This window comes from Legionella rowbothamii (genome assembly GCF_900639985.1).
Taxonomy (GTDB): domain Bacteria; phylum Pseudomonadota; class Gammaproteobacteria; order Legionellales; family Legionellaceae; genus Legionella; species Legionella rowbothamii.
In genome coordinates, this window is sequence record NZ_CAAAIM010000014.1 from 14,498 (window position 1) to 34,618 (window position 20,121).

Genomic DNA, 20,121 nt, shown 5'->3' on the forward strand with positions numbered 1-20,121 from the left:
TTATCCTAACGTAACATTCTAGCATAACGGTATCCAACCGACCATAAAGAGCAAAAGACAGACCAGATAATGAGTATTAATGCCAACCTTTTCCTCCACTGTTATGTCCTTCATAAGTTCGAGAAACACTGGGTGAATTATTGGTCGTTGTGGATGTGGCACAAGAGGTAAACAGAAGTATTGAGCTAACTAAGGTCACTAACCCAATAACTGCTTTAAAGAGTCTGGCCGTTTGCATATCAATGCTCCTTGCAATGAAATAAAGTGATTGTTGAGACAATACTAAAACAAACTGTATCATTATCTAACTCATTATTGTAATAGCACTATTTATAAACACATGGTGCTAGTTATTGGCAACTTTATTTACCACACTTTATTTCAATCGTGCTTGTTTTGGGTGTTGATACACCCCAGCATCTTATTCTCTTGCCATCATTATTGATGGATAGAATGTGAATAATTAAATTTTCCCCATAGATGTTATCAATTTGTATGTCCTGAGTGTCATTGGTTTTTGGCGTGAGTCTTCCTATTGAATTTCCACCGCGATGGAGCTCGATTAATAGTTCGATATTGGCTAATGACGGGGTTTTAATTTTGGAATCTTTATGATATTGAATATGATAGGATTCCGTGCCTGCATAGGCATTTATTCCTAGAAAGAATAAAATAACAATAAAAATAACTTTAAAAAGGTTTACAGTGTTTATTTTAAACAGCCAAGAATCCCTCATATAGGTCATATGTTCCCTCATTATTCTTTATTATTTTGTCATCGCACTTTGAAGTGCAGAGGTATTCTACACGTTTTATCTGCTCCGACCCTAATGTGGCGATAAAGATACAATTTCATTCAAAGTCAGCCGCTACATGTATTGGCCGCCATTGATATCAAAATTAGCTCCCGTAATAAATCCACTTTGTTCATCTGCAAGGAAAGTGACTAATCGAGCAATTTCTTGTGGCTGTCCCAAGCGTCCAACCGGAATTTGGGCAACGATGGTATCTAAGATGTCTTCTCGCATGGATGAGAGCATTTCGGTTTTAATATAACCTGGGGAGATGGTATTCACCGTGATGCCTTTTTTTGCTACCTCCTGAGCTAGACTCATCGTGAATCCGTAAAGAGCTGATTTACTTGCCGAATAATTGCATTGGCCAAACTGCCCTTTGCGGCCATTAACGGAAGAAATGGTGATGATGCGCCCATAAGCATTATCCAGCATGCTGGATAATACCGTTTTAGACATATTAAAAACACTGTTTAAATTGGCATTAATGACGTTTTGCCATTGCATTTCAGTCATTTTTTTCAATGTGGCATCCTGAGTAACGCCTGCATTGTTGACGAGCACATCGACTTTCCCATATTGTTCAATAACCAAATCCGTTAATTGTTCACAATCTTTGAATGACGAAATGTCTGCATAGGCAATGTCGATATCAAATCCCTGATGGAATTGTTTTTGTTGCCAATCTCTTGCCAAATCATGATTGCCGCCTTTGAAATAGCAGGCAACCACTTGATAATTCATATGGTGCATTTCTTGGCAAATCGCTGTTCCAATACCCCCCATACCCCCAGTTACCAACGCAATCCGTTTATACATCGCTATCCCTCTTTGATGTTGACTGGCTCACAATGCAAAACCAGTTGATTTACTACAGTACATATTGTTCTTGTCCAGTACCCTCTTTCACTGAAGGTAATAGGAGAAATCAAAATAATAGGTTATTTAATGAGTTCAACGTCTTCTGCTTGCGGTCCTTTTGGTCCTTTGCCCGCTTTAAACAGTACTTTCGCCCCTTCGGGAAGGGTTTTAAATCCACTGTTTTGAATTGCGCTAAAGTGAACAAAGTAATCTTTACCACTGCTTTCGATAAAGCCAAAGCCTTTGCTTTCATTAAACCATTTTACTTTACCACGAATTTTGTCTGACATTTTTTCAATCCTTAAATTTTAGGGGTTTGGTTTAATATCTGCAATATGTCAACACTATTTATTTGCATCAGATGATAAAAATTGAACCAGCACTATCAAGAACATCGATTAATAATATTGCCACCTTAAGACAGCAATTTAGAATAGCTTGAACTTTCTATTGATGAGCATGCTAGATCGTATTCAGGCAATTTGTTCTTCAATAAAGTCACATTAGTGACCTCCTCCACCCATGCCACCATGTCCTCCTCCATGTCCACCAGCTCCGCCGTAACCATCTTGAGTTGCCTCAGAATTGTGTGTCGATGTATGACAGGCACCTAACATGGAAGAGAGACTGATTAGGGTTAATGAAGCAAAAATAAGTGCGACTTTCCTTGTATTTTTCATGCTGATAACTCCATGTTATAGTGTGTATAGCGGGTGTATTTGGGCACTATTGTACACTCAATCATAGGGTTAAGGCCAGGATTACATTATTAACCGTAAGGAGTATCCTGATGGATCGAGCAAACCTATCCTATGCGATAGGTCATTGTGTTTTTTTGGAAAAAATTAATCCAATAATGAAATCAATCGAATTATTAAGTCGACCAATTAAAGCAAATCGCTGAAGAATAGCAGGTGGCAGCGATCTTAAAAACAGATCAGATGATAAGGGATGTGTATGAGTCAGTCAGAACAACTCATAATGATTTTATGACCAATTTATTTGAAGCGTTCTTTGAGGAACCAGATTAAAATGCAGGTATTGATCACATACCATGATGCTCGTTGTTTAGTTCGATAAATACCAGAGTTCAGATAACTTCAATTTATTCTAATTAGACGAGACATAAGTTCTCGCTTATTATTAATTAGAACAGGAGGTTATCTGTCTTTGCAGATAATTATGTGATAAATATCGTCTACGCATAGGATGAAATAGGCGCAATTGTTTGTTGCCGATGTCTCTTTATATTTTGCTAGCTAAAAATGGATAAATTGAATGCAAAGGATAGATGCAATGACACAAATATGGCATGAAAGAACATCCCAGGATATCGCTGCTGGTTTCAAAATGGATTTGTCCCAAGGATTAACTCAAATTGAAGCTGAGCGGCGATTAATGGAATCAGGCCCTAATTTATTGACCAAACAAAAAAAAACGTCTCCCCTAATAATTTTTATACGACAATTAAATAGTTTAGTTATTTGGGTACTTCTAGGATCAGCCATTATTTCATTATTACTCGGGGAGAAGGTAAATGCGATTGCTATTTTTGCCATCGTTGCACTAAATGCTGTCATTGGCTTTGTTTTAGAATATCGAGCAGATCGCGCTATTTTAGCATTACAACAAATGGCCGCTCCAAAAGCCACTGTATTACGTGATGGGCATGCGAAGATGGTTCCTACTCCTGATATTGTGCCTGGGGACCTTATCCTTTTTGAAAGTGGTGATTTAATTGCAGCAGATGCACGTCTTATCGACTTGTCATCATTAAAAATAAACGAAGCATCATTGACCGGGGAATCATTACCTATAGCGAAAAATATTAATTCCTGTCCTGCAGAAACGCCATTGGCTGATCGAAAAAACATGGTATTTATGGGAACTGCGGTTGCAAATGGCACTGGGCGCGCCATTGTGGTAGCTACCGGAATGCAGACTGAAATGGGGCATATTGCTTTGATGCTAGGCGAAGCTTCACGCGATGAGACACCCTTACAAAAGAGATTAAATCAAGTTAGCTCTTATTTATTATCTATTTGTTTTTCGATTGTCATTTTAATTTTTATATTAGGGTTATTTCGCAATATTCCAGTTTTTAAATTATTTATGAGTTCAATCAGCTTGGCAGTTGCAGCCATCCCTGAAGGATTAACTGCTGTGGTGACTGTTGCTTTGGCATTAAGTGTGCAACGTATGGTACGACGTGCTGTATTAGTAAGGCGAATATCTGCAGTTGAAACAATGGGCTGTCTACAAATTATATGTACTGATAAAACCGGAACGTTAACGGTTGGGGAAATGACAGCACGAAAACTTATTACCGCTGAGGGTATTTATAATATTGTTGGCGAAGGTTATAACTTGACAGGTCATTTTACCCGTCAAAGTCAACCAATTAAAATCTCAGAAGATAATTTATTAAAGACCGCCCTGCGCGCAGCCGTTGCCTGCAATAACGCTGAGCTGACTTTGGAAAACAATCAATTGTCTGCTGTGGGCGATCCGACCGAAATTGCACTATTGATTGCAGCTGCTAAAGTTGGATTTTGGCGTGATGAACTAACATCCACTTTTACTCGTGTCAGAGAACTGCCTTTTAATTCCGAACGTAAACGCATGACAGTTTTATGTCGAGAGGCTGATCAATTATTTGCTTTTGTAAAAGGGGCTCCGGAAATTCTTTTGGAGCGCTGCACCCATCTATTGACGCACGATGGAATAAAAGAAATGACATCTAATGATCGAGCTCGTATGCAACAATCCTGTCAATTAATGGCAAGTGAAGCATTACGACTTTTGGCTTTTGCAGAGCGTCGATTAGAGTTCTCATCTAGTAAAATAGCCGACGAGGACATCGAAAATAATCTGGTTTTTTTAGGACTTGTCGGATTACAAGATCCACCCCATGCAGATGTAAAAGACTCGGTTAGTCGGTGCAAACAAGCTGGGATAAAACCCGTGATGATCACAGGCGATCACCCGAATACGGCAAAAGCAATTGCTGAAGAGCTTGGTATTTTAAATGCTGGAGATCGATTAATAACAGGTGTCGAGCTTGATAAAATGTCCGATGATGAGTTTCTGAAATGCGTCACAGAAATTGCAGTCTATGCCAGGGTGTCTGCTGAGCATAAATTAAAAATCATTCGTGCCTGGAAAAAAAATCAAAAGATTGTTGCAATGACTGGTGATGGGGTCAATGACGCGCCTGCATTAAAAGAATCATCAATTGGCCTTGCGATGGGAAAAACAGGTACTGCAGTGACCAAGGAAGCAGCAGATGTGATTATAATGGATAATAGTTTTACTTCCATCGTAGCGGGCATTGAGGAAGGTCGTACAATTTATGACAATATATCAAAAACACTTGCTTATTTATTAGCAGGGAATGCCAGTGAATTACTGATAGTATTTGTGGCCTTGTTAATAGGATGGCCCTTGCCTTTATTACCTGTTCAATTACTTTGGATTAACTTAGTCACGGATGGACTACCTGGAATTGCTCTGGCCACTGAAATGACAGAGCCGGGAACACTTAATCGTCCTCCAAGAGATCCTGAAAAGCCATTTATGGATGCATTTTTTCTAGGTCGTGTGGCTTTTATTGGATTTCTAACCTCCTTAGTCGTACTAAGCATTTTTGGCTATGAGTACTTAGTAAATGGTGATTTGATACAGGCGCAAGATGCCGCATTTTCAGTATTAGTGATTGCGAATCTTTTGCGCGCGTTTGGTGCCCGCAGTCGGACAAAAACAATTTGGCAACTCGGTTTTTTTTCAAATATACGATTGTTTTTTGTTGTGGGTATCAGTTTTTCACTGCAGTTATTGATCCATCATATTCCAATGTTACAAGCTATTTTTGGGATTAGCGCTGTCTCATTAACGCAGTGCCTACTTTGGGTGGTTTTAGGGATGATTCCTTTATTAGTATTGGAAACTCAAAAATTGTTAAGGAAGAAATCCAATGAGGCGTTTTAATTTTAAAAAAATCGTTTGGTGCTACATCGCTATTGTATTAGTCAATATTTCTATTGGTTCTTTAGTAGTCCATGCGAAGCCTTCACACATGTTATCTGCGCTCATCCAGGAAGCCATGAGATGTAATCCCCAAATTAAGGCTGCGCGTGATCGTTGGTTGGCAGCTAACCATGCTATTCCACAAGCGCGTGCGCTGCCTGACCCCATGCTTAATGCTGGTTACATTAACATGTCTGGTAATATTCCTGGAGACGTAGATCCGAGAAAAGAGCAAATGCTTGGCGGTAGTCAAGAAATTCCTTTCCCTGGGAAGTTGGTGGTCCGAGGACGGATAGCAACGCTTGAGGCAAAACGAGCTGCGGCAGATTATCAAGCAACCAGCTTAGCCGTTATTGCACAACTAAAACGAATTTATTATGACCTTTATTTTGCTAATAAATCGATTGATATATTGCAAAAAAATCAACTCCTTCTTGAAGATATGGAACAAAGTGCACGTACCAATTACAGCGTTGGCAAGACACCGCAGCAAGATGTTTTTCGAGCACAAACCGAAATTTCACGCCTTCTCATGCGCTTGGTGATATTAAGGCAAGAAAGAGCTTCACTAGAGGCCGACATTAATCGTCTTTTAAACCGTTCCCTGGATATTTCCATTAACACCCCTTCATCTTTGTCCGTAACGTCCATGCGATACGATATAAAACATTTTGATGCACTGCTTAAACGCCGCTCGCCACAGTTAAAAATGCAACAAAGAAATGTAGAAAAAGGTCGTCAGGGTGTTCAATTAAGTAAAATGGATTATTTTCCTGATGTTGAAATCGAAGGAGGGCGGTTGCATGATACGGCAATGCACACCAAAGGCTATCAAGTCTTGCTGAAAGCAACGGTCCCCCTTTATTTTATGCAAAAACAAAATAACGAAGTAAGGGAATCACTTGCTCGCTACAATGCCGATATAGAAGATCTCCATACTACCTACCAAATGCTTTCATTTCAGGTGAAAAATGCCTATCTATTGGCTCAACGCTCTGGGCAATTAATTCAATTGATTCAATACACCATTATTCCTCAAGCCACATTAACCTTTACTTCTTCGCAAGCGACTTATGGTGTTGGAAAAGTGGACTTTCTAACCTTACTCAATAATTTATTAACCTTGCAAGAGAATGAATTGGAATTACAAAGTGAAATTGTTCAACATGAAAAGGCAATTACTCAGATAGAAGAAACCACAGGGACTTTCTTATGAATTTTATAGTGATTAAACAGTTCGCTCTCATTCCTATTTTCTTGGTTATTTTGCAAGTAACTCATGCCCAAGGAACAAACGATGAACATGGCACGATGGATATGAATCAGTCCACGTCGAAGAATGAGATTGTTATCGATCCTGTGCGTTTGCAATCCATTGGCATAACATCTGAGTCTGCATCTTCTCAAATGGTCAATAAATCGATTCGCACTGTAGGACGTATTGAAGCTGATGAGCGACTTGTAGCACATGTTCATGTGCGCTTTGATGGCTGGATAGAACAATTATTCGTCAATTTTACTGGCGAACAGGTGAAGCAAGGGCAAGCGCTTTTTACTGTGTATAGCCCCGATTTAGTTTCAACTCAACAAGAATACTTACTTGCCCTGCATGCTCAAAAAATCTTAGGTAAAAATGCAACGTCAAAAGCTGCAACAGGTGCCCAGGGTGCTTTTCAAGCTGCTTATCAAAGGCTTTTGTTATGGGGAATTTCTGAAAAAGAAATTGAGCAACTTAAACGCACGGGCAAAGTGACAAGAACGATGACCATTGATTCACCAATCCAAGGTACGGTGATTAAGAAAATGGCGCTTGCAGGAATGCGCATTGAGCCTGGGGATGAGCTGTATACGATTGCTGATTTGTCCCACTTATGGATTTTAGGGGATATTTATGAATATGAATTGCCTTATATTCAGGTTGGACAAACGGCTGATGTGACACTGACCTATTTGCCAAATAAGTTATTTAAGGCCAAGCTTAAATTTATTTATCCCACGGTGGATATGAAAACACGTACCGCTAAAGTTCGGTTTGAGGTTGACAATCAAGGTGAACAATTAAAGCCAGGTATGTATGTCAATTTGGAATTAAAAATCCCGTTAGGCAAGCTTCTCGTTGTAAATAAAAATGCAGTGTTACTCACTGGTGAGCGAGCGGTAATTTTTATCTATCATGGTAATGGTAAAATTGAATGGAGAAATGTAACGTTGGGCGTTCGAGCAGGGGATTTGATTGAAATAAAGCAAGGAATCAAGGAAGGAGAAAAGGTTATTACTTCAGCAAACTTCCTGATTGACTCTGAAAGCCAGTTAAAAGCAGCAATGGGTGGTATGCAACATTAATAAAAAGGGATTTTATGGTTGAGCGAATCATTGAGTTTTGTGCACGCAATCGATTTATTGTGTTGCTCTTCGTGCTGGGATTTTCCTTAATGGGCTGGTTGGCTTTAAAAAATACCCGCATGGATGCTCTGCCTGATATTTCGGACACCCAAGTCATCGTGTATACCACCTGGATGGGTCGCTCTCCCGATCTCATGGAAGATCAAGTGACTTACCCCATTGTGACCGCTCTTTTATCGGCACCCAATGTGGTTGCGGTGCGTGGTTTTTCTGATTTTGGATTTTCTTACGTTTACATCATTTTTAAAGACGGAACAGATATTTATTGGGCGCGTTCTCGTGTCTTGGAGTACATGAGTCAACTGGCAGGAAAATTGCCTGAAGGGGTGACCCCTCAATTAGGACCTGATGCGACACCTGTAGGCTGGATATATCAATATGCCTTGGTCGATGAATCAGGAAAGCACAATTTAGCGGAATTACGTACTTTTCAAGATTGGTATTTACGCTATTGGTTAAGAAGCGTTCCTGGTGTATCTGAAGTGGCCAGTGTGGGTGGCTTTGTCAAGCAATATCAAATCAATTTAGATCCGGTTAAAGTACTCGCCTATAACCTGTCAATCCCCGAAATAATTGAAAAAATTCGCATGAGCAATAATGACACTGGGGGACGCGTTATTGAGTTCTCAGGTGTGGAATACATGATTCGTGGACGAGGTTACATTAAATCAACGAATGATATTGAAAAAATTGCGGTGGGTATCAATGCGAATGGAACACCCATTTTGTTACGTGATGTGGCGACCGTTCAGCTTGGTTCGGACATGCGACGTGGGGTAGTTGATTTAAACGGCCAAGGGGAAACAGTCGGCGGTATTGTCATTATGCGCTTTGGCGAAGATGTGTTGGAGGTATTGCATCGGATAAAGACAAAACTGAAAGAATTGGCCTCTGCAATTCCTGAGGGTATTAAGATAGTCCCTGTTTATGACCGCAGTAACCTCATACGTGAGGCAATCTCAACAGCCAATTGGAATCTGATTGAAGAGCTTATTGTAGTTGGCCTATTAATCATTGTGTTTTTGGGACATTTCCGTTCTGCTTTAATTCCGATTATTACCTTGCCACTTGCGATTTTAATTTCGTTTATTCCCATTTATTTTTTCAATATTGGTCTTAACATCATGTCGATTGGCGGTATTATCGTGGCCATTGGGGATATGGTGGATGCTGCCATTATCATGGTCGATAATGCTCATAAACGATTAGCAGATTGGGAGGCATCAGGGAGTCAGGGTGATCGTACCCGGGTTTTAATTAATTCTGCTAAGGAAGTAGGGCCGGCTATTTTTTCATCGCTGCTGGTTATAGCGATTTCCTTCATGCCTGTTTTTACCTTGGAAGCACAAGAAGGTCGGTTATTTTCCCCCTTAGCTTATACTAAAAATTTAGCTATTTTCATGAGTGCGTTGTTAGCCATTACCTTAATCCCGATGTTATTACCCATTTTGGTGCGTGGACGAATTATCCCCGAACAAAAACATCCGATTACTCGTTTCTTGCAAAAAATCTATGCTCCCGTTTTAAAATTAGCCTTAAAACATCGTAATTTTGTCATGGTGATTGCGGTGCTGGTTGGATTATCTACTATCCCTCTCTATAAAATGATTGGCACTGAGTTCATGCCACCTCTTTATGAAGGTACTATTTTATACATGCCAGTCACTTTACCCGGGATTTCTGTGACGCAAGCCTCAGCCTTGCTTCAAGAAATGGATAAAAAATTAAAGGCATTTCCCGAGGTCGACAATGTTTTTGGAAAAACGGGACGCGCTGAAACATCCACCGATCCATCACCATTTAATATGATGGAAGTGATTGTGGAGTTAAAGCCTAAGGGGTCTTGGCGTAAAGGGGTGACTTATGAAAGTTTGATCGCCGAAATGGACAAATCATTGCAATTTCCGGGTGTAAGCAACGCGTGGACAATGCCTATTAAAGCACGCAATGACATGCTCACTACAGGAATTCGCACCGCCCTAGGGATTAAAATTTTTGGTCCAGACATAAAGAAAATTGAAACCATTGGTAAAGAAATTGAAATGCTTGCCAAAGAAGTGCCTGGAACACGAACGACTTACGCAGAACGGGTCGCAGGAGGTTATTTTCTTGATTTTGAAATTAATCGCGATCAACTGGCTCGCTATGGTTTGACCATTATGGATGTTAATCGCATTATTGAATCCGCAGTCGGTGGTGAGAATATTGCGACCACCATTGAAGGTCGCGAGCGCTATCCAATCAATGTGCGTTATTTACGAGAGCTACGTGATGATCCTGATAAATTAAATCGTATTTTGGTTAAAACACCCAGTGGTGCAGAAGTGCCTATTGCCCAATTAGTCACGTTAACTTTTCGTTCAGGCCCTGCCATGATTCGTGATGAGAATGGGATGTTGGCGGGTTATGTCTTTATAGATATCAGTGACCGAGATATTGGTAGTTATGTTGAGGATTTAAAACAACAAGTAAAAACAAAAATTAAATTGCCTCCAGGTTATACGTTGGCCTGGTCAGGCCAATATGAATTTATGCAACGGGTTTATGAGCGTTTGAAAATTTTTGTACCACTCACTTTAGCGATTATCTTCATTTTATTTTATTTTACCTTCCGCAGTGTTATGGAGACTTTGATGGTGATGCTTGGTGTTCCTTTTGCTCTGTTCGGTGGGTTTTTGTTGCTCCTTCTATTAGGGTATAACATGAGTATCGCAGTATGGGTTGGGATGATTGCTTTAGCCGGTGTTGCTGCTGAGACCAGTGCAGTCATGCTTGCTTACCTTGATTCAGAGTACAATGAAAAGAAAGCCAAAGGGTTACTAAACACATTGCCCGATTTAATTCAAACGGTACAGCTTTGTGCCGTATCGCGTATTCGTCCTATGGCGATGGCAGGATTGGCCAACATATTGGGTTTATTACCGGTTATGTGGGCTACAGGCATTGGAGCTGATGTGATGAAGCGCCTTGCTGCCCCTATGGTGGGTGGCGTATTCTCCGCATTATTACTGACCTTAATCGTTATTCCGGTGATTTATGTGATGTGGCGCTGGCAAGTGGATATGAAGGGGAACAATGACACCAACACTCTGCCATTAAAAGTCTGAACTAAAAGGTGTTGCTGTTATTAAGCAATCATAACCCGTTGAGTCTTGTGCTACTATTTAATTGGTTCATGTTGATTTTCAGGATATGGGATTTTTTACTTTAATTAAGATAGCAGAGGGGATTAATCAGGAGATATTCGTTCACTGCGCAGGTCACTGCTATTTCATCACAACACCAAGGATAGGGGTTATGAACGCATCAGATACGACAAGCCATTCAGACAAAGCAGCAACAAGGTGTTCAATGGCGCTTGAACAAACAGATGATGAATCGTGTTGCTCGCTTGAAGATAGGCATGAATTGGATGATTTTTTTAGATTTCTTAATAAATCCTTTCAGGCCCATCTTGCCAAAGGTACGGCCGGTATTAGTCCCGCTTCGGTTAGAAATGCCTGGTTTGTATGGCTGTCTCAATTGGCAGAGTCACCTGGTCTCTTACTGGAACTAGCATTTTATCCTGCCATGCATGCCCATGACTGTATTAATAACGTGATATGTGTTGACAAAACTGCTGGTGGTAAAGATGTTCGTTTTCATAAAGAAAGCTGGGAAACCATGCCTTGGCGCTTGTGGGCTGAAGGGTTTCTTCAGGTTGAAGATTGGTGGCGACGAGCCACAACTCAGGTTCCAGGCTTACCTCGCCATGTTGAGCGTACCGTGTCCTTTTGGGCGCGACAATTCCTTGATGCGTGGTCACCTTCTAATTTTGTCTTAACCAATCCTGATCTATTCCATGAAACAATCCGTTCAAATGGATTTAACTTGATTCGTGGCACTGAAATTGCTGTTGAAGACCTATTTGAGAGAATAACCGGCACACCACCTACTGGTACTGAACAGTTCATACCAGGCAAGGATGTGGCGGTTACTCCAGGGCAAGTGGTGTTCAGCAATCATTTGATAGAGCTTATTCAATACGCGCCACAAACGAAGACTGTTTTTAAGGGGTTCTTTGCAGGAAGGTACGAAATTTCCCAGCATGCCCTTATAGCCCTTTACCAGCCTAAGTTGTAGCCAATAAATCGATTTTTTCATTGGATATCAAATTTTGTATAACCTCATGTAAATTAGGGAGTTCTCTGTCACTATAAAATTCATATTTTCCAATCAAATTGATATGTTGCCATGCCACGGGAGATAATCGAATAATTTTCAACCACTTGTCCTCCGCTTTGTCCTTTTTATAATGTTCATAAAGTCCAGAAAGAAGCGAAGCATTGTAAAAAATAATACAGTTAGCCAGTAAACGAGCGCATTCATTATTAATAGTAAGTTCAATTTCTGTTCTTCCAACCAATTTTCTGCTACTTATCTTAGCTATTGCCGATCTTATTTGGTGGTAAGACTCTCCTCGGTTCAATGAACGATGAACCGTTTTACGCATACCTTCATCGTCAATATAATCAAGCACATACAAGGTCATGATGATTTGATCTAATTCAATCAGCGCTCTCAGAGTATCATTAGATTGATAAGATGATAGTTTTTTTACAATAGTACTTTGGCTACTCTTTTTAAGTCCAAGTGTTGCCATTATTCTTAGAATATTATCCCATTCTTTAATAATTAATTTAACGTTCACTTTTTTACTTGGTTTTATAAGCATTCCTTCATAAAGCTTAGGCTCATCAAAACTGACCAGGTTTGAACTTGCTTTTTTATCTAATTGAGTAAACCGAGGCATAAAACGGTAGCCAAAAAGGAACAATATGATGAAATTAACTCGGTTTATACTGTGCATGTCCCCTGATACCGCTGCAACTTCAATATCGCTAGTGTTGCTATTGAGCATATCAAACAGATAATGGCTTTCGTGCTCATTTGCTCCAATAATTTTTGTGCATAGGGGCAGCCAGTTTGCGGACAATGTATAAGCAGATACTCCCTGGCCAAATCCAAAATATTTTGTTGAGAACCTTGCCATAATAGAATTGAATTTGGTTTCTAATTTCTGTCCATCAATGCTTGCATGGATTCCATAATCAGCCAGGGTATATTTTTCAAATATTGGCAATTCCTTTACACAACTCATTACTACATCACTTGCTTGTGTTAAGGTCATATGGCGAATAAAATCAGCATAAGTTGACTTTAGGTCATGTTCTTTAACATCGCTAATGTCTTTCATTTTATCAATATCAATTCCAGTACCTTTTGCAACAAGACAGGCCGATAATGCCGCTTCATCAGCTTGTTTTTTACTGCCTATTGGCAAGATATGAGTAAATTTTTTCATAAATCCGGTATGGTTATTACCAAACTGTATGATTTTCCCGATACTTGTGAGGGGTAAATTCTCATAAAAAGGATTATTAACACCATCGTCTGATTTTTTATAAGGTAACTGCCAGCGAATAACCTCTCCATTTTTGTTGTGTTTGAGCTTAATTTTGTTGTTTTGACCTGATGCAATTTTATCGTTTATTTCTTTATAGCGCAGGAATAATCGATCAGTAAGCTGTTTAAGGATATCGTTTATATCCGTTGCCAACAGTTTATTCTCAAGGCTTTTAATGATTGAATGTTTATTTTCATCCCAATCCTGTTTGGGGTGTAGCTCATCATTTAATGAGCGGTAAGATAAACTATTATAAATGGTAACTGAACCTGTTTTTAGGCTCTTTTCAATTTGAAGATAAAGCATCACCTCATACCTGTCAGGGTCAATGGTTTTTACCTTTTTATTATTTTTATCCAATCGAACCTTTTTAATCACGTAGCGCTGAAGCACTTTGGGTATGAATTCAAGGGGTATGTCTTTAAATTGGTAAGTGCTGAATGACTTATTAGAGTTATAGTGGCTTTTTAAGAAAACTATAGCAGCATTTAACGCCTTATTTTTACTATGAAAATCCAGAGCTTTAAATGCGGCTCGGGTATTTAACTTAATGGTCGATGCTGCATCACTGTAGTATTCCCAACGATAAAACTCGGGAGTAAAATTTGGTTTTTTAATTTTTTGTATGAACTGTTGGAATTTCTCTTCTGGCATAATCTCATATGCTTTTTTCCGTATTTCAGAATCCGCCACCTTTTTATTGTTTACGAGTGATAATATTGCAGCGGCTGCATGACGTTGGTCTTTGTCTTCGTTTTTAGCATCACAAATGGCCTGTGCCTGGTAAGACTCCGCTTCACCTGTGTAATAATTCATTTTATAAATAAAACTGGCAACCAAGTGATCGCTGATTTTTAAATAGCGTTGGTGAGCGTAGCACATGAGATATAGTCGAGATAAGTTTTTTTGTTTCATAGCCCGCAAACCGTAACAGGTATGGTACACAGCTAAATCAGCATAATGCAGAATGTTTTGTTCTGAAATACCCAGTTCTTTAATGATTTCGGTGGATCTTTGATAAAGAGCGGACAAAAATTGATGGTTTTTTATGGAGGTATTAATCTCTCCAGTTGTAAAATCCTTTTGATCTTTTTTCACAGCAGTCAATTGATAAAATAACTCATCTTTTTCGAGAAAGTTTGCCAATAATTCTCTGAACGGTTTGTCAGTTAGGGTATATATCTTATTGCTTAATCTATTTTTTTCATGGTTCAAAGCTTTAGAAACCACTTCTTGTAAGGTGGTGTAGGATGGCCTGACTATTTTATGCTGATGGAAGTACTCTATCAGGGAATTAAATACATATTTGGGTACGGCATGTTGCTTTATTAACTCCTTGGCGTACCCGATAGCTATAGCCTTATTTTTGCTCGAATAAATTGACATGCCATATTTTTTTAAAATGGCATTACGGTTGTCATAATGATGCCGTTTATTCACTTGTTTTTTTGGAAATTTCTCGCAAGGAAAATAAGTTTTAATAACATACCAGGTGTCTTTCCTGAGTCCTTGAAACGTAAAATTAAAAAAATATTGCGAAATCCTAAAGAAACTAACTTGCAAAATGTAATTGATTTTTTTAGGGATATTATCAAAAGAGTTGAGATACTCCTTATCTTCCTCATCTAGCTCAAATACAAACGGTCGGTCTTTATCCTCCAAGGCGGGTAATTTGTATAATTTATTAATATCGTCACTGGAAAGTATTTTTAGTCGCGCCACGGGTTATTTTTGTATGCATTAAAACGGACGTTATTATACATCAGATTTGTTGCTCTATTACACTTTATATATTTATAGTTAACTGTATAATTAAACCTATTATTTTAGGTTAAACATTAACAGACTATTTTTTGAGTAAATTATGGCCAAAACAATTGCTTATCTTCGCACCTCAACTGACAAGCAAGATTTGAACAATCAAAAGCTTGAGATTTTTGAATTTGCTAAAAAAAATAAACTGGAAGTAGATGATTTTATTCAGATGACTATTTCAAGTAGAAAAACCACTAAAGAACGTCGCATTGACGAAATGCTTTCAGTATTGGATGATGCCGATACACTAATTGTCACTGAGCTCAGTCGACTGGGTCGAAGCACCGCAGAGGTTATTGGATTAGTTAATGAATTAATCAAAAAGCAGGTGCGAGTAATTGCTATAAAGCAAAACCTGGATATGAAGCAACATGATATGAATTCTAAAATCATGATAACCTTATTTTCGCTCTTTGCTGAGTTGGAGAGGGATCTTATTAGTTTAAGAACTAAAGAAGCGTTGGCGAGTAAAAAAATGCAAGGAATTCAGTTAGGGAAACCAAAAGGCACCATTCAAAAAAGTAAATTTGACAAAGACGCTGTTAAAATCCAAGAACTGTTAGTATTAGGTTTATCGGTTAGAAAAATTGCTAACTATTTAGGATATAGCAATCACATTGGGCTTAATACTTATGTAGGTAAAAGAAAACTAAGAGAAGCATTGTAAACAAACCAACGTTAGAAGTCGCTATCCCAAAAATTAGTTGGTGATAGGAGGGTTAGCCTCAAACCTCAGAAAATTCAGAGTAACGAAAGGGCAATCGGCCCTTTTTTGATTTTGGCCAAACACGGTTTTTGGGAAATCCTATTGATTACTTTATAAATAGTTGCATTTTTTCCTTGAATTTCTGAGGTTTGAGGCTACCGGCAATCCCTCCGGAAAATAATTGATGTCAAAAGTAGAATTTTTTTGCACCCTATGACGAAGGTCGAATCACCCATTCATCTGTACAACTTTATAATAATAAGGCCTCCCTAATACATTCTGTTTTTGACCATAGGACGCAATGGTGTGTGTGGAAATTATCTCTCTTACCTTTTTTCCTAACAACGCAGTATCAATATAATCTGGATTTGTAGAAATTAATATTAACGGTTTTCCAATATAATCTTCTTCTTTGGACCAAAATTTATACATCAAGCTGTCTTCTCCAAAAATATGTGAGCCTACAACAGAATACTTTTTCCCGATGATACCCAATCCTAAAAGTTTATTCTGATAAAACTCCAGCTCACTCCCTATATGATAATTATCTAAAGGCACAAAAGTAGGTGCTAAATGAGTATCTGTCTCAATTTTTTCTGCCAACTCATTGAAACTCTGTGTTAACTGATTCCATGCAACCAAGCTTCTGAAGAATTTTTTTTGAATTATTTCCGATGTGTGGAAATTAAAAAATAAAAAAGCACTTGTATATAATATTAATAAAAAAATTGATGCCCTTACCCAGATGGTGTGTATTTTAGGGAAGTGTGTCATCAATAGAGCAAGCCAAGGTATGAGGGCTAAAAATAAAGGACCAATCCAATTAAATTTTATTTTATGATTGAGACTAAATACTATAAAAATAGATAAGGGAACCAAAATAAAAATACTCATAAATCGTTTAGCATCTTTATTAATATCAGGTTTTAAGGAAGCATTAGGTCGAACCAACTCCCATAGACCATGAATCCCCATAGGCATAATAAATAAAACTAATAGACCAACAACATAATGAACGCTAGTTGACGATGTGGCTTGCACTCTGCGGCTGCTTTGAAACCAAAAAGAAATCCAATCGTGGGTAGCATTCCAATAGATAACAGGGGAAAACAGTACGAAAGCAATCAACATACAAAGATAAGGTTCTTTACGTTTAAACCAATAGCGCGCTGCAGGAGTGGTTATAACATAATATAATGCAGCAAGACCTAATAACGAAATTGTGTACTTAGAAAGCATTCCTAAGCCTACCCACACTCCAGCGGCATACCAGCAACGAGACTCATTTAAAATGATAGTTCGATATAGATAATACAAACTTGCAGACCAACAAGTTAATAATGGTACATCTGGCGTGATAACTAAGGTCTGAATGAAAAAAAAGGGAAGCACGGCCAATAGCAATACTGCATAAAGTTCCGCACCTTTATTAATTAATTGCGTTAAGCGATAGCTAAAAAAAGCGGTTAACACCAAGCATATTATATTTGTGATACGCACTCCTAATTCGTTATTACCTAAAATTAAAGTGGAGCATTTAATAAGAATGGCTACCATTGGTGGATGATCCAAATAACTCCAATCAAGGTGCTGTGCATAATTCCAATAATATGCTTCTTGAACCAGTAAAATACCCGAATTAATAAAATAGAAATGTATCAAGAATGAGGTCACTATAACCCCAAAAAGATACATTTTATTTTTGGATTTCGATGATATATCCATAAGTAATTTTTTATTGTCCATTTAAGCCTTCTTGATGTTAGCAATTTTAGGGGTAATTATGATGCATTTAATTCTATCTGACTTTTGTTATTCCAAATAATTCGAGAATAGAAAATATAATTAAGAAAAGAGCCTATAACAATACCTACCGCTATAATTAAATTTTCTTTTATATAACCACCACCAAAATAATTCACACCCAGTTGCGCCCACTTACTTTGAAAAATAATCGTGAATATAGAGTAAATAGCGAAGATAAAAATTGATTTTAATTGATTATTTAAAATACATTTTTTAAATGTAATTCTATTATTTAAAATGTAATTATTTAATATCGCAATACTTACAGCTATTTGCGCTGCTATAAAAGGAGAATACTCCATACGTAATAAATTATAAAGCACATATTGAATTAGCATGCCTATAACCCCTATCCCACACATCCTAAAATAAGATTTAAACTCTCTATATCGTAAAATGGTTAAAACTCGAAGTGAGTCAATAATACTGTTTGCTGGCAACTTACTTTTACCTAGTTCTCTATCAATAAAGGCTATAGGGTATTCAATAATTTTTGCTTTTGATTTGTGTAGTCGCCATAATAATTCTAATTTATAGGCATAATGATTGGAGATAAATTGTTGAGGCAGTATCTTTTTAAGAGCCAAGTAATTAGTAGCTCTAAAGCCACTAGTAAAGTCTTTGTATTTTGGGGTTAAAAAAGTTCGAGCTACAAAATTTCCTAAGATAGATAAAAATTTTCTGTGCCAACCCCAATTTTTAGGAATACTTCCTCCGCGAACATATCGACTACCAATTACTGCATCTGCCTTGTAGGCTTCCATTAACCTAAGCATTTCAGGTAAATAATGTGGTTGGTGTGATAAATCAGCATCGAATTCAAAAATAATATCAGCATTAAGCTCATACAGGCTATACTGCATGGCTTGTAGGTATGCGGAACCTAAACCAGTCTTTCGCGGTTCAATTTGCAAGTGCAAGTGAGGGTAGGTTAGCTGGAGATTACGGACAATTTCCTGTGTTTTATCCGTCGAGCAACTATCAAAAATTAAGACATGAACCATTATATTATTGATTGACATAGTACTAAAAACTTCATGGATAGTTTTTTCTATTATCTCGCTTTCATTGTATGTAGGGATTATAACAACTACCTTCGCCATATTTTTAAACTCCATTTTTATTCAAACCCATTCGAAACGTGCCCCCGGAGCGTGCCAAGGTTTAATGCTTTAATCCGTTACTAGTGTCTATTCTTGTGAATTAACAATTGTATTCCTCTACCTTTCTTTATATCACGTTTTTTCAAATAATGATTTTGCATTTTGATGAAACGCTTCTTACGGGTCCTGTGGAAGAACTGACAAAAGTTGTATTTCAAAATAAACCCGACAATTCAATTAATTTTTAATCAAAAACTCTAAAATAACTGTAATATTTTTTGTTTATCAATGATACCTTATTGTCTCTTCAGTAAAAAGTGGAGGGTTGGGGCTAGAACTCCTGATATAAAATGAAAATTAATACATTATTACTTAGAGTTATAAATGCAGATGTAAATGCAATTGCAAATGTTTACCTGAGATTAAGCAAAGAACTGGTAATCTTTGCGCCATTAATACATACGGATGAAAGTATCCTCCTGTGGATTCGTAATAATCTTCTTCCTGAAGAGAAAGTAATTGTTGCTCAAGAAAGGGGTATTATTATTGGTATGATGTCATTAACAAATGACGAGGGAACAGGACGGATTAGGCAACTTTATATTTATCCCGACTCTGTTGGTCAAGGCGTTGGAACATTAATGATTAAAAGGCTAAATCGATTTTAGGTTCTCCATTACAGCTTTATACATTCCAGGAAAATATCGGAGCTAGACGATTTTATGAAAGCCATGGATCTCAGATAATAGATTTTAATGACGGCTCCGGTAATGAAGAAGAGTTGTCCAGCGGTGCTTTATGAATGGACGGCATAAAAGATCCGTTTGCGTCGGGTTATTTACCACTTAATTTTTAGTGCATCATAATCATGCCATTTAAAGTTTGAATTTTCCTGCCAAATAAAGATAAAACTTACAGAAACCCTTGCTGGAACTGAAGACATCCTCTTTTGTCTATTTGAGGATGTATTTTGGTGGTTTAATTGGTGTAGCTCGGTGTAGCGTTCCCGTAGATTTCATTTTGCTACGGAAGGCCTTCTTAATTTTAATGAAGAGGAAATGCATGAACTTCCTGTGTTTGCTGGATTCATGTCAAGAGGTACGGCGGCATGGGCGCGTTTTTAGCTCTTTATTGCGCCCATGTAGCAGATGTAGCAAATAT

Annotated in this window: 14 protein-coding genes and 1 pseudogene; 7 read left to right on the forward strand and 8 right to left on the reverse strand. The window is 38.0% G+C overall.

The window, feature by feature from the left end; translation table 11 throughout:
- Nucleotides 1-76: 76 nt before the first annotated feature.
- The 5 genes from E1P08_RS17265 to E1P08_RS17270 form a co-directional block, all read right to left on the reverse strand.
- Nucleotides 77-238 (reverse strand): hypothetical protein, encoded by a 162-nt coding sequence (locus E1P08_RS17265; protein ID WP_165481841.1) that lies wholly within the window; start codon nt 236-238, stop codon nt 77-79.
- A gap of 124 nt (nt 239-362) precedes the next feature.
- Nucleotides 363-737 (reverse strand): hypothetical protein, encoded by a 375-nt coding sequence (locus E1P08_RS16010; protein WP_035922545.1) that lies wholly within the window; start codon nt 735-737, stop codon nt 363-365.
- 132 nt (nt 738-869) lie between these two features.
- On the reverse strand, nt 870-1,613 hold the full coding sequence (phbB, locus tag E1P08_RS16015) for an acetoacetyl-CoA reductase (protein ID WP_028385229.1): 744 nt from the start codon (nt 1,611-1,613) through the stop codon (nt 870-872).
- 122 nt (nt 1,614-1,735) lie between these two features.
- Complete coding sequence (locus tag E1P08_RS16020) at nt 1,736-1,945, reverse strand: cold-shock protein (protein WP_028385230.1); 210 nt, start codon at nt 1,943-1,945, stop codon at nt 1,736-1,738.
- 213 nt (nt 1,946-2,158) lie between these two features.
- Nucleotides 2,159-2,335 carry a hypothetical protein gene (locus E1P08_RS17270; protein ID WP_165485213.1) on the reverse strand — a complete coding sequence of 59 codons (177 nt, stop codon included), beginning with the start codon at nt 2,333-2,335 and terminating at the stop codon, nt 2,159-2,161.
- Between the two features lie 616 nt (nt 2,336-2,951).
- Here E1P08_RS17270 and E1P08_RS16025 point away from each other — a divergent pair.
- The 5 genes and pseudogenes from E1P08_RS16025 to E1P08_RS16045 form a co-directional block, all read left to right on the forward strand.
- A complete protein-coding gene (locus tag E1P08_RS16025; protein ID WP_028385231.1) occupies nt 2,952-5,642 on the forward strand; it encodes a cation-translocating P-type ATPase in 2,691 nt (896 codons plus the stop codon).
- The gene (locus E1P08_RS16030) at nt 5,629-6,897 is read left to right on the forward strand and encodes a TolC family protein (protein ID WP_028385232.1); all 1,269 of its coding nucleotides are present in this window, start codon (nt 5,629-5,631) and stop codon (nt 6,895-6,897) included. The genes E1P08_RS16025 and E1P08_RS16030 overlap by 14 nt, the downstream gene beginning before the upstream one ends.
- The gene (locus E1P08_RS16035; RefSeq protein ID WP_028385233.1) at nt 6,894-8,024 is read left to right on the forward strand and encodes an efflux RND transporter periplasmic adaptor subunit; all 1,131 of its coding nucleotides are present in this window, start codon (nt 6,894-6,896) and stop codon (nt 8,022-8,024) included. The genes E1P08_RS16030 and E1P08_RS16035 overlap by 4 nt, the downstream gene beginning before the upstream one ends.
- A 14-nt stretch (nt 8,025-8,038) precedes the next feature.
- Nucleotides 8,039-11,191 (forward strand): efflux RND transporter permease subunit, encoded by a 3,153-nt coding sequence (locus E1P08_RS16040; RefSeq protein WP_133137980.1) that lies wholly within the window; start codon nt 8,039-8,041, stop codon nt 11,189-11,191.
- A 244-nt stretch (nt 11,192-11,435) separates the two neighbouring features.
- Nucleotides 11,436-12,137: pseudogene (locus tag E1P08_RS16045) on the forward strand (poly-beta-hydroxybutyrate polymerase N-terminal domain-containing protein); the annotation flags it as partial.
- Between the two features lie 58 nt (nt 12,138-12,195).
- Here E1P08_RS16045 and E1P08_RS16050 read toward each other — a convergent pair.
- On the reverse strand, nt 12,196-15,252 hold the full coding sequence (locus E1P08_RS16050; RefSeq protein WP_133137982.1) for a Tn3 family transposase: 3,057 nt from the start codon (nt 15,250-15,252) through the stop codon (nt 12,196-12,198).
- Nucleotides 15,253-15,394: 142 nt separating this feature from the next.
- Here E1P08_RS16050 and E1P08_RS16055 point away from each other — a divergent pair, with 142 nt between their 5' ends.
- On the forward strand, nt 15,395-16,012 hold the full coding sequence (locus tag E1P08_RS16055) for a recombinase family protein (protein ID WP_133137983.1): 618 nt from the start codon (nt 15,395-15,397) through the stop codon (nt 16,010-16,012).
- 267 nt (nt 16,013-16,279) lie between these two features.
- Here the strand turns inward: E1P08_RS16055 and E1P08_RS16060 are convergent, their stop codons facing one another.
- Nucleotides 16,280-17,797, reverse strand: coding sequence for a glycosyltransferase family 39 protein (locus E1P08_RS16060; RefSeq protein ID WP_133137984.1), 1,518 nt, complete (start codon nt 17,795-17,797; stop codon nt 16,280-16,282).
- A 35-nt stretch (nt 17,798-17,832) separates the two neighbouring features.
- The gene (locus E1P08_RS16065; protein WP_242602504.1) at nt 17,833-18,960 is read right to left on the reverse strand and encodes a glycosyltransferase family 2 protein; all 1,128 of its coding nucleotides are present in this window, start codon (nt 18,958-18,960) and stop codon (nt 17,833-17,835) included.
- Between the two features lie 350 nt (nt 18,961-19,310).
- Between E1P08_RS16065 and E1P08_RS16070 the strand changes: the two genes are divergently transcribed.
- On the forward strand, nt 19,311-19,628 hold the full coding sequence (locus E1P08_RS16070) for a GNAT family N-acetyltransferase (protein ID WP_133137986.1): 318 nt from the start codon (nt 19,311-19,313) through the stop codon (nt 19,626-19,628).
- Nucleotides 19,629-20,121 lie beyond the last annotated feature (493 nt).

Excerpts from the sequence above, each read along its gene's own strand:
- E1P08_RS17265 (WP_165481841.1), bottom strand. The coding sequence starts at position 238 with ATGCAAACGGCCAGACTCTTTAAAGCAGTTATTGGGTTAGTGACCTTA.
- E1P08_RS16010 (WP_035922545.1), bottom strand. The coding sequence starts at position 737 with ATGAGGGATTCTTGGCTGTTTAAAATAAACACTGTAAACCTTTTTAAA.
- phbB (WP_028385229.1), bottom strand. The coding sequence starts at position 1,613 with ATGTATAAACGGATTGCGTTGGTAACTGGGGGTATGGGGGGTATTGGA.
- E1P08_RS16020 (WP_028385230.1), bottom strand. The coding sequence starts at position 1,945 with ATGTCAGACAAAATTCGTGGTAAAGTAAAATGGTTTAATGAAAGCAAA.
- E1P08_RS17270 (WP_165485213.1), bottom strand. The coding sequence starts at position 2,335 with ATGAAAAATACAAGGAAAGTCGCACTTATTTTTGCTTCATTAACCCTA.
- E1P08_RS16025 (WP_028385231.1), top strand. The coding sequence starts at position 2,952 with ATGACACAAATATGGCATGAAAGAACATCCCAGGATATCGCTGCTGGT.
- E1P08_RS16030 (WP_028385232.1), top strand. The coding sequence starts at position 5,629 with ATGAGGCGTTTTAATTTTAAAAAAATCGTTTGGTGCTACATCGCTATT.
- E1P08_RS16035 (WP_028385233.1), top strand. The coding sequence starts at position 6,894 with ATGAATTTTATAGTGATTAAACAGTTCGCTCTCATTCCTATTTTCTTG.
- E1P08_RS16040 (WP_133137980.1), top strand. The coding sequence starts at position 8,039 with ATGGTTGAGCGAATCATTGAGTTTTGTGCACGCAATCGATTTATTGTG.
- E1P08_RS16055 (WP_133137983.1), top strand. The coding sequence starts at position 15,395 with ATGGCCAAAACAATTGCTTATCTTCGCACCTCAACTGACAAGCAAGAT.
- E1P08_RS16060 (WP_133137984.1), bottom strand. The coding sequence starts at position 17,797 with ATGGACAATAAAAAATTACTTATGGATATATCATCGAAATCCAAAAAT.
- E1P08_RS16065 (WP_242602504.1), bottom strand. The coding sequence starts at position 18,960 with ATGGCGAAGGTAGTTGTTATAATCCCTACATACAATGAAAGCGAGATA.
- E1P08_RS16070 (WP_133137986.1), top strand. The coding sequence starts at position 19,311 with ATGAAAATTAATACATTATTACTTAGAGTTATAAATGCAGATGTAAAT.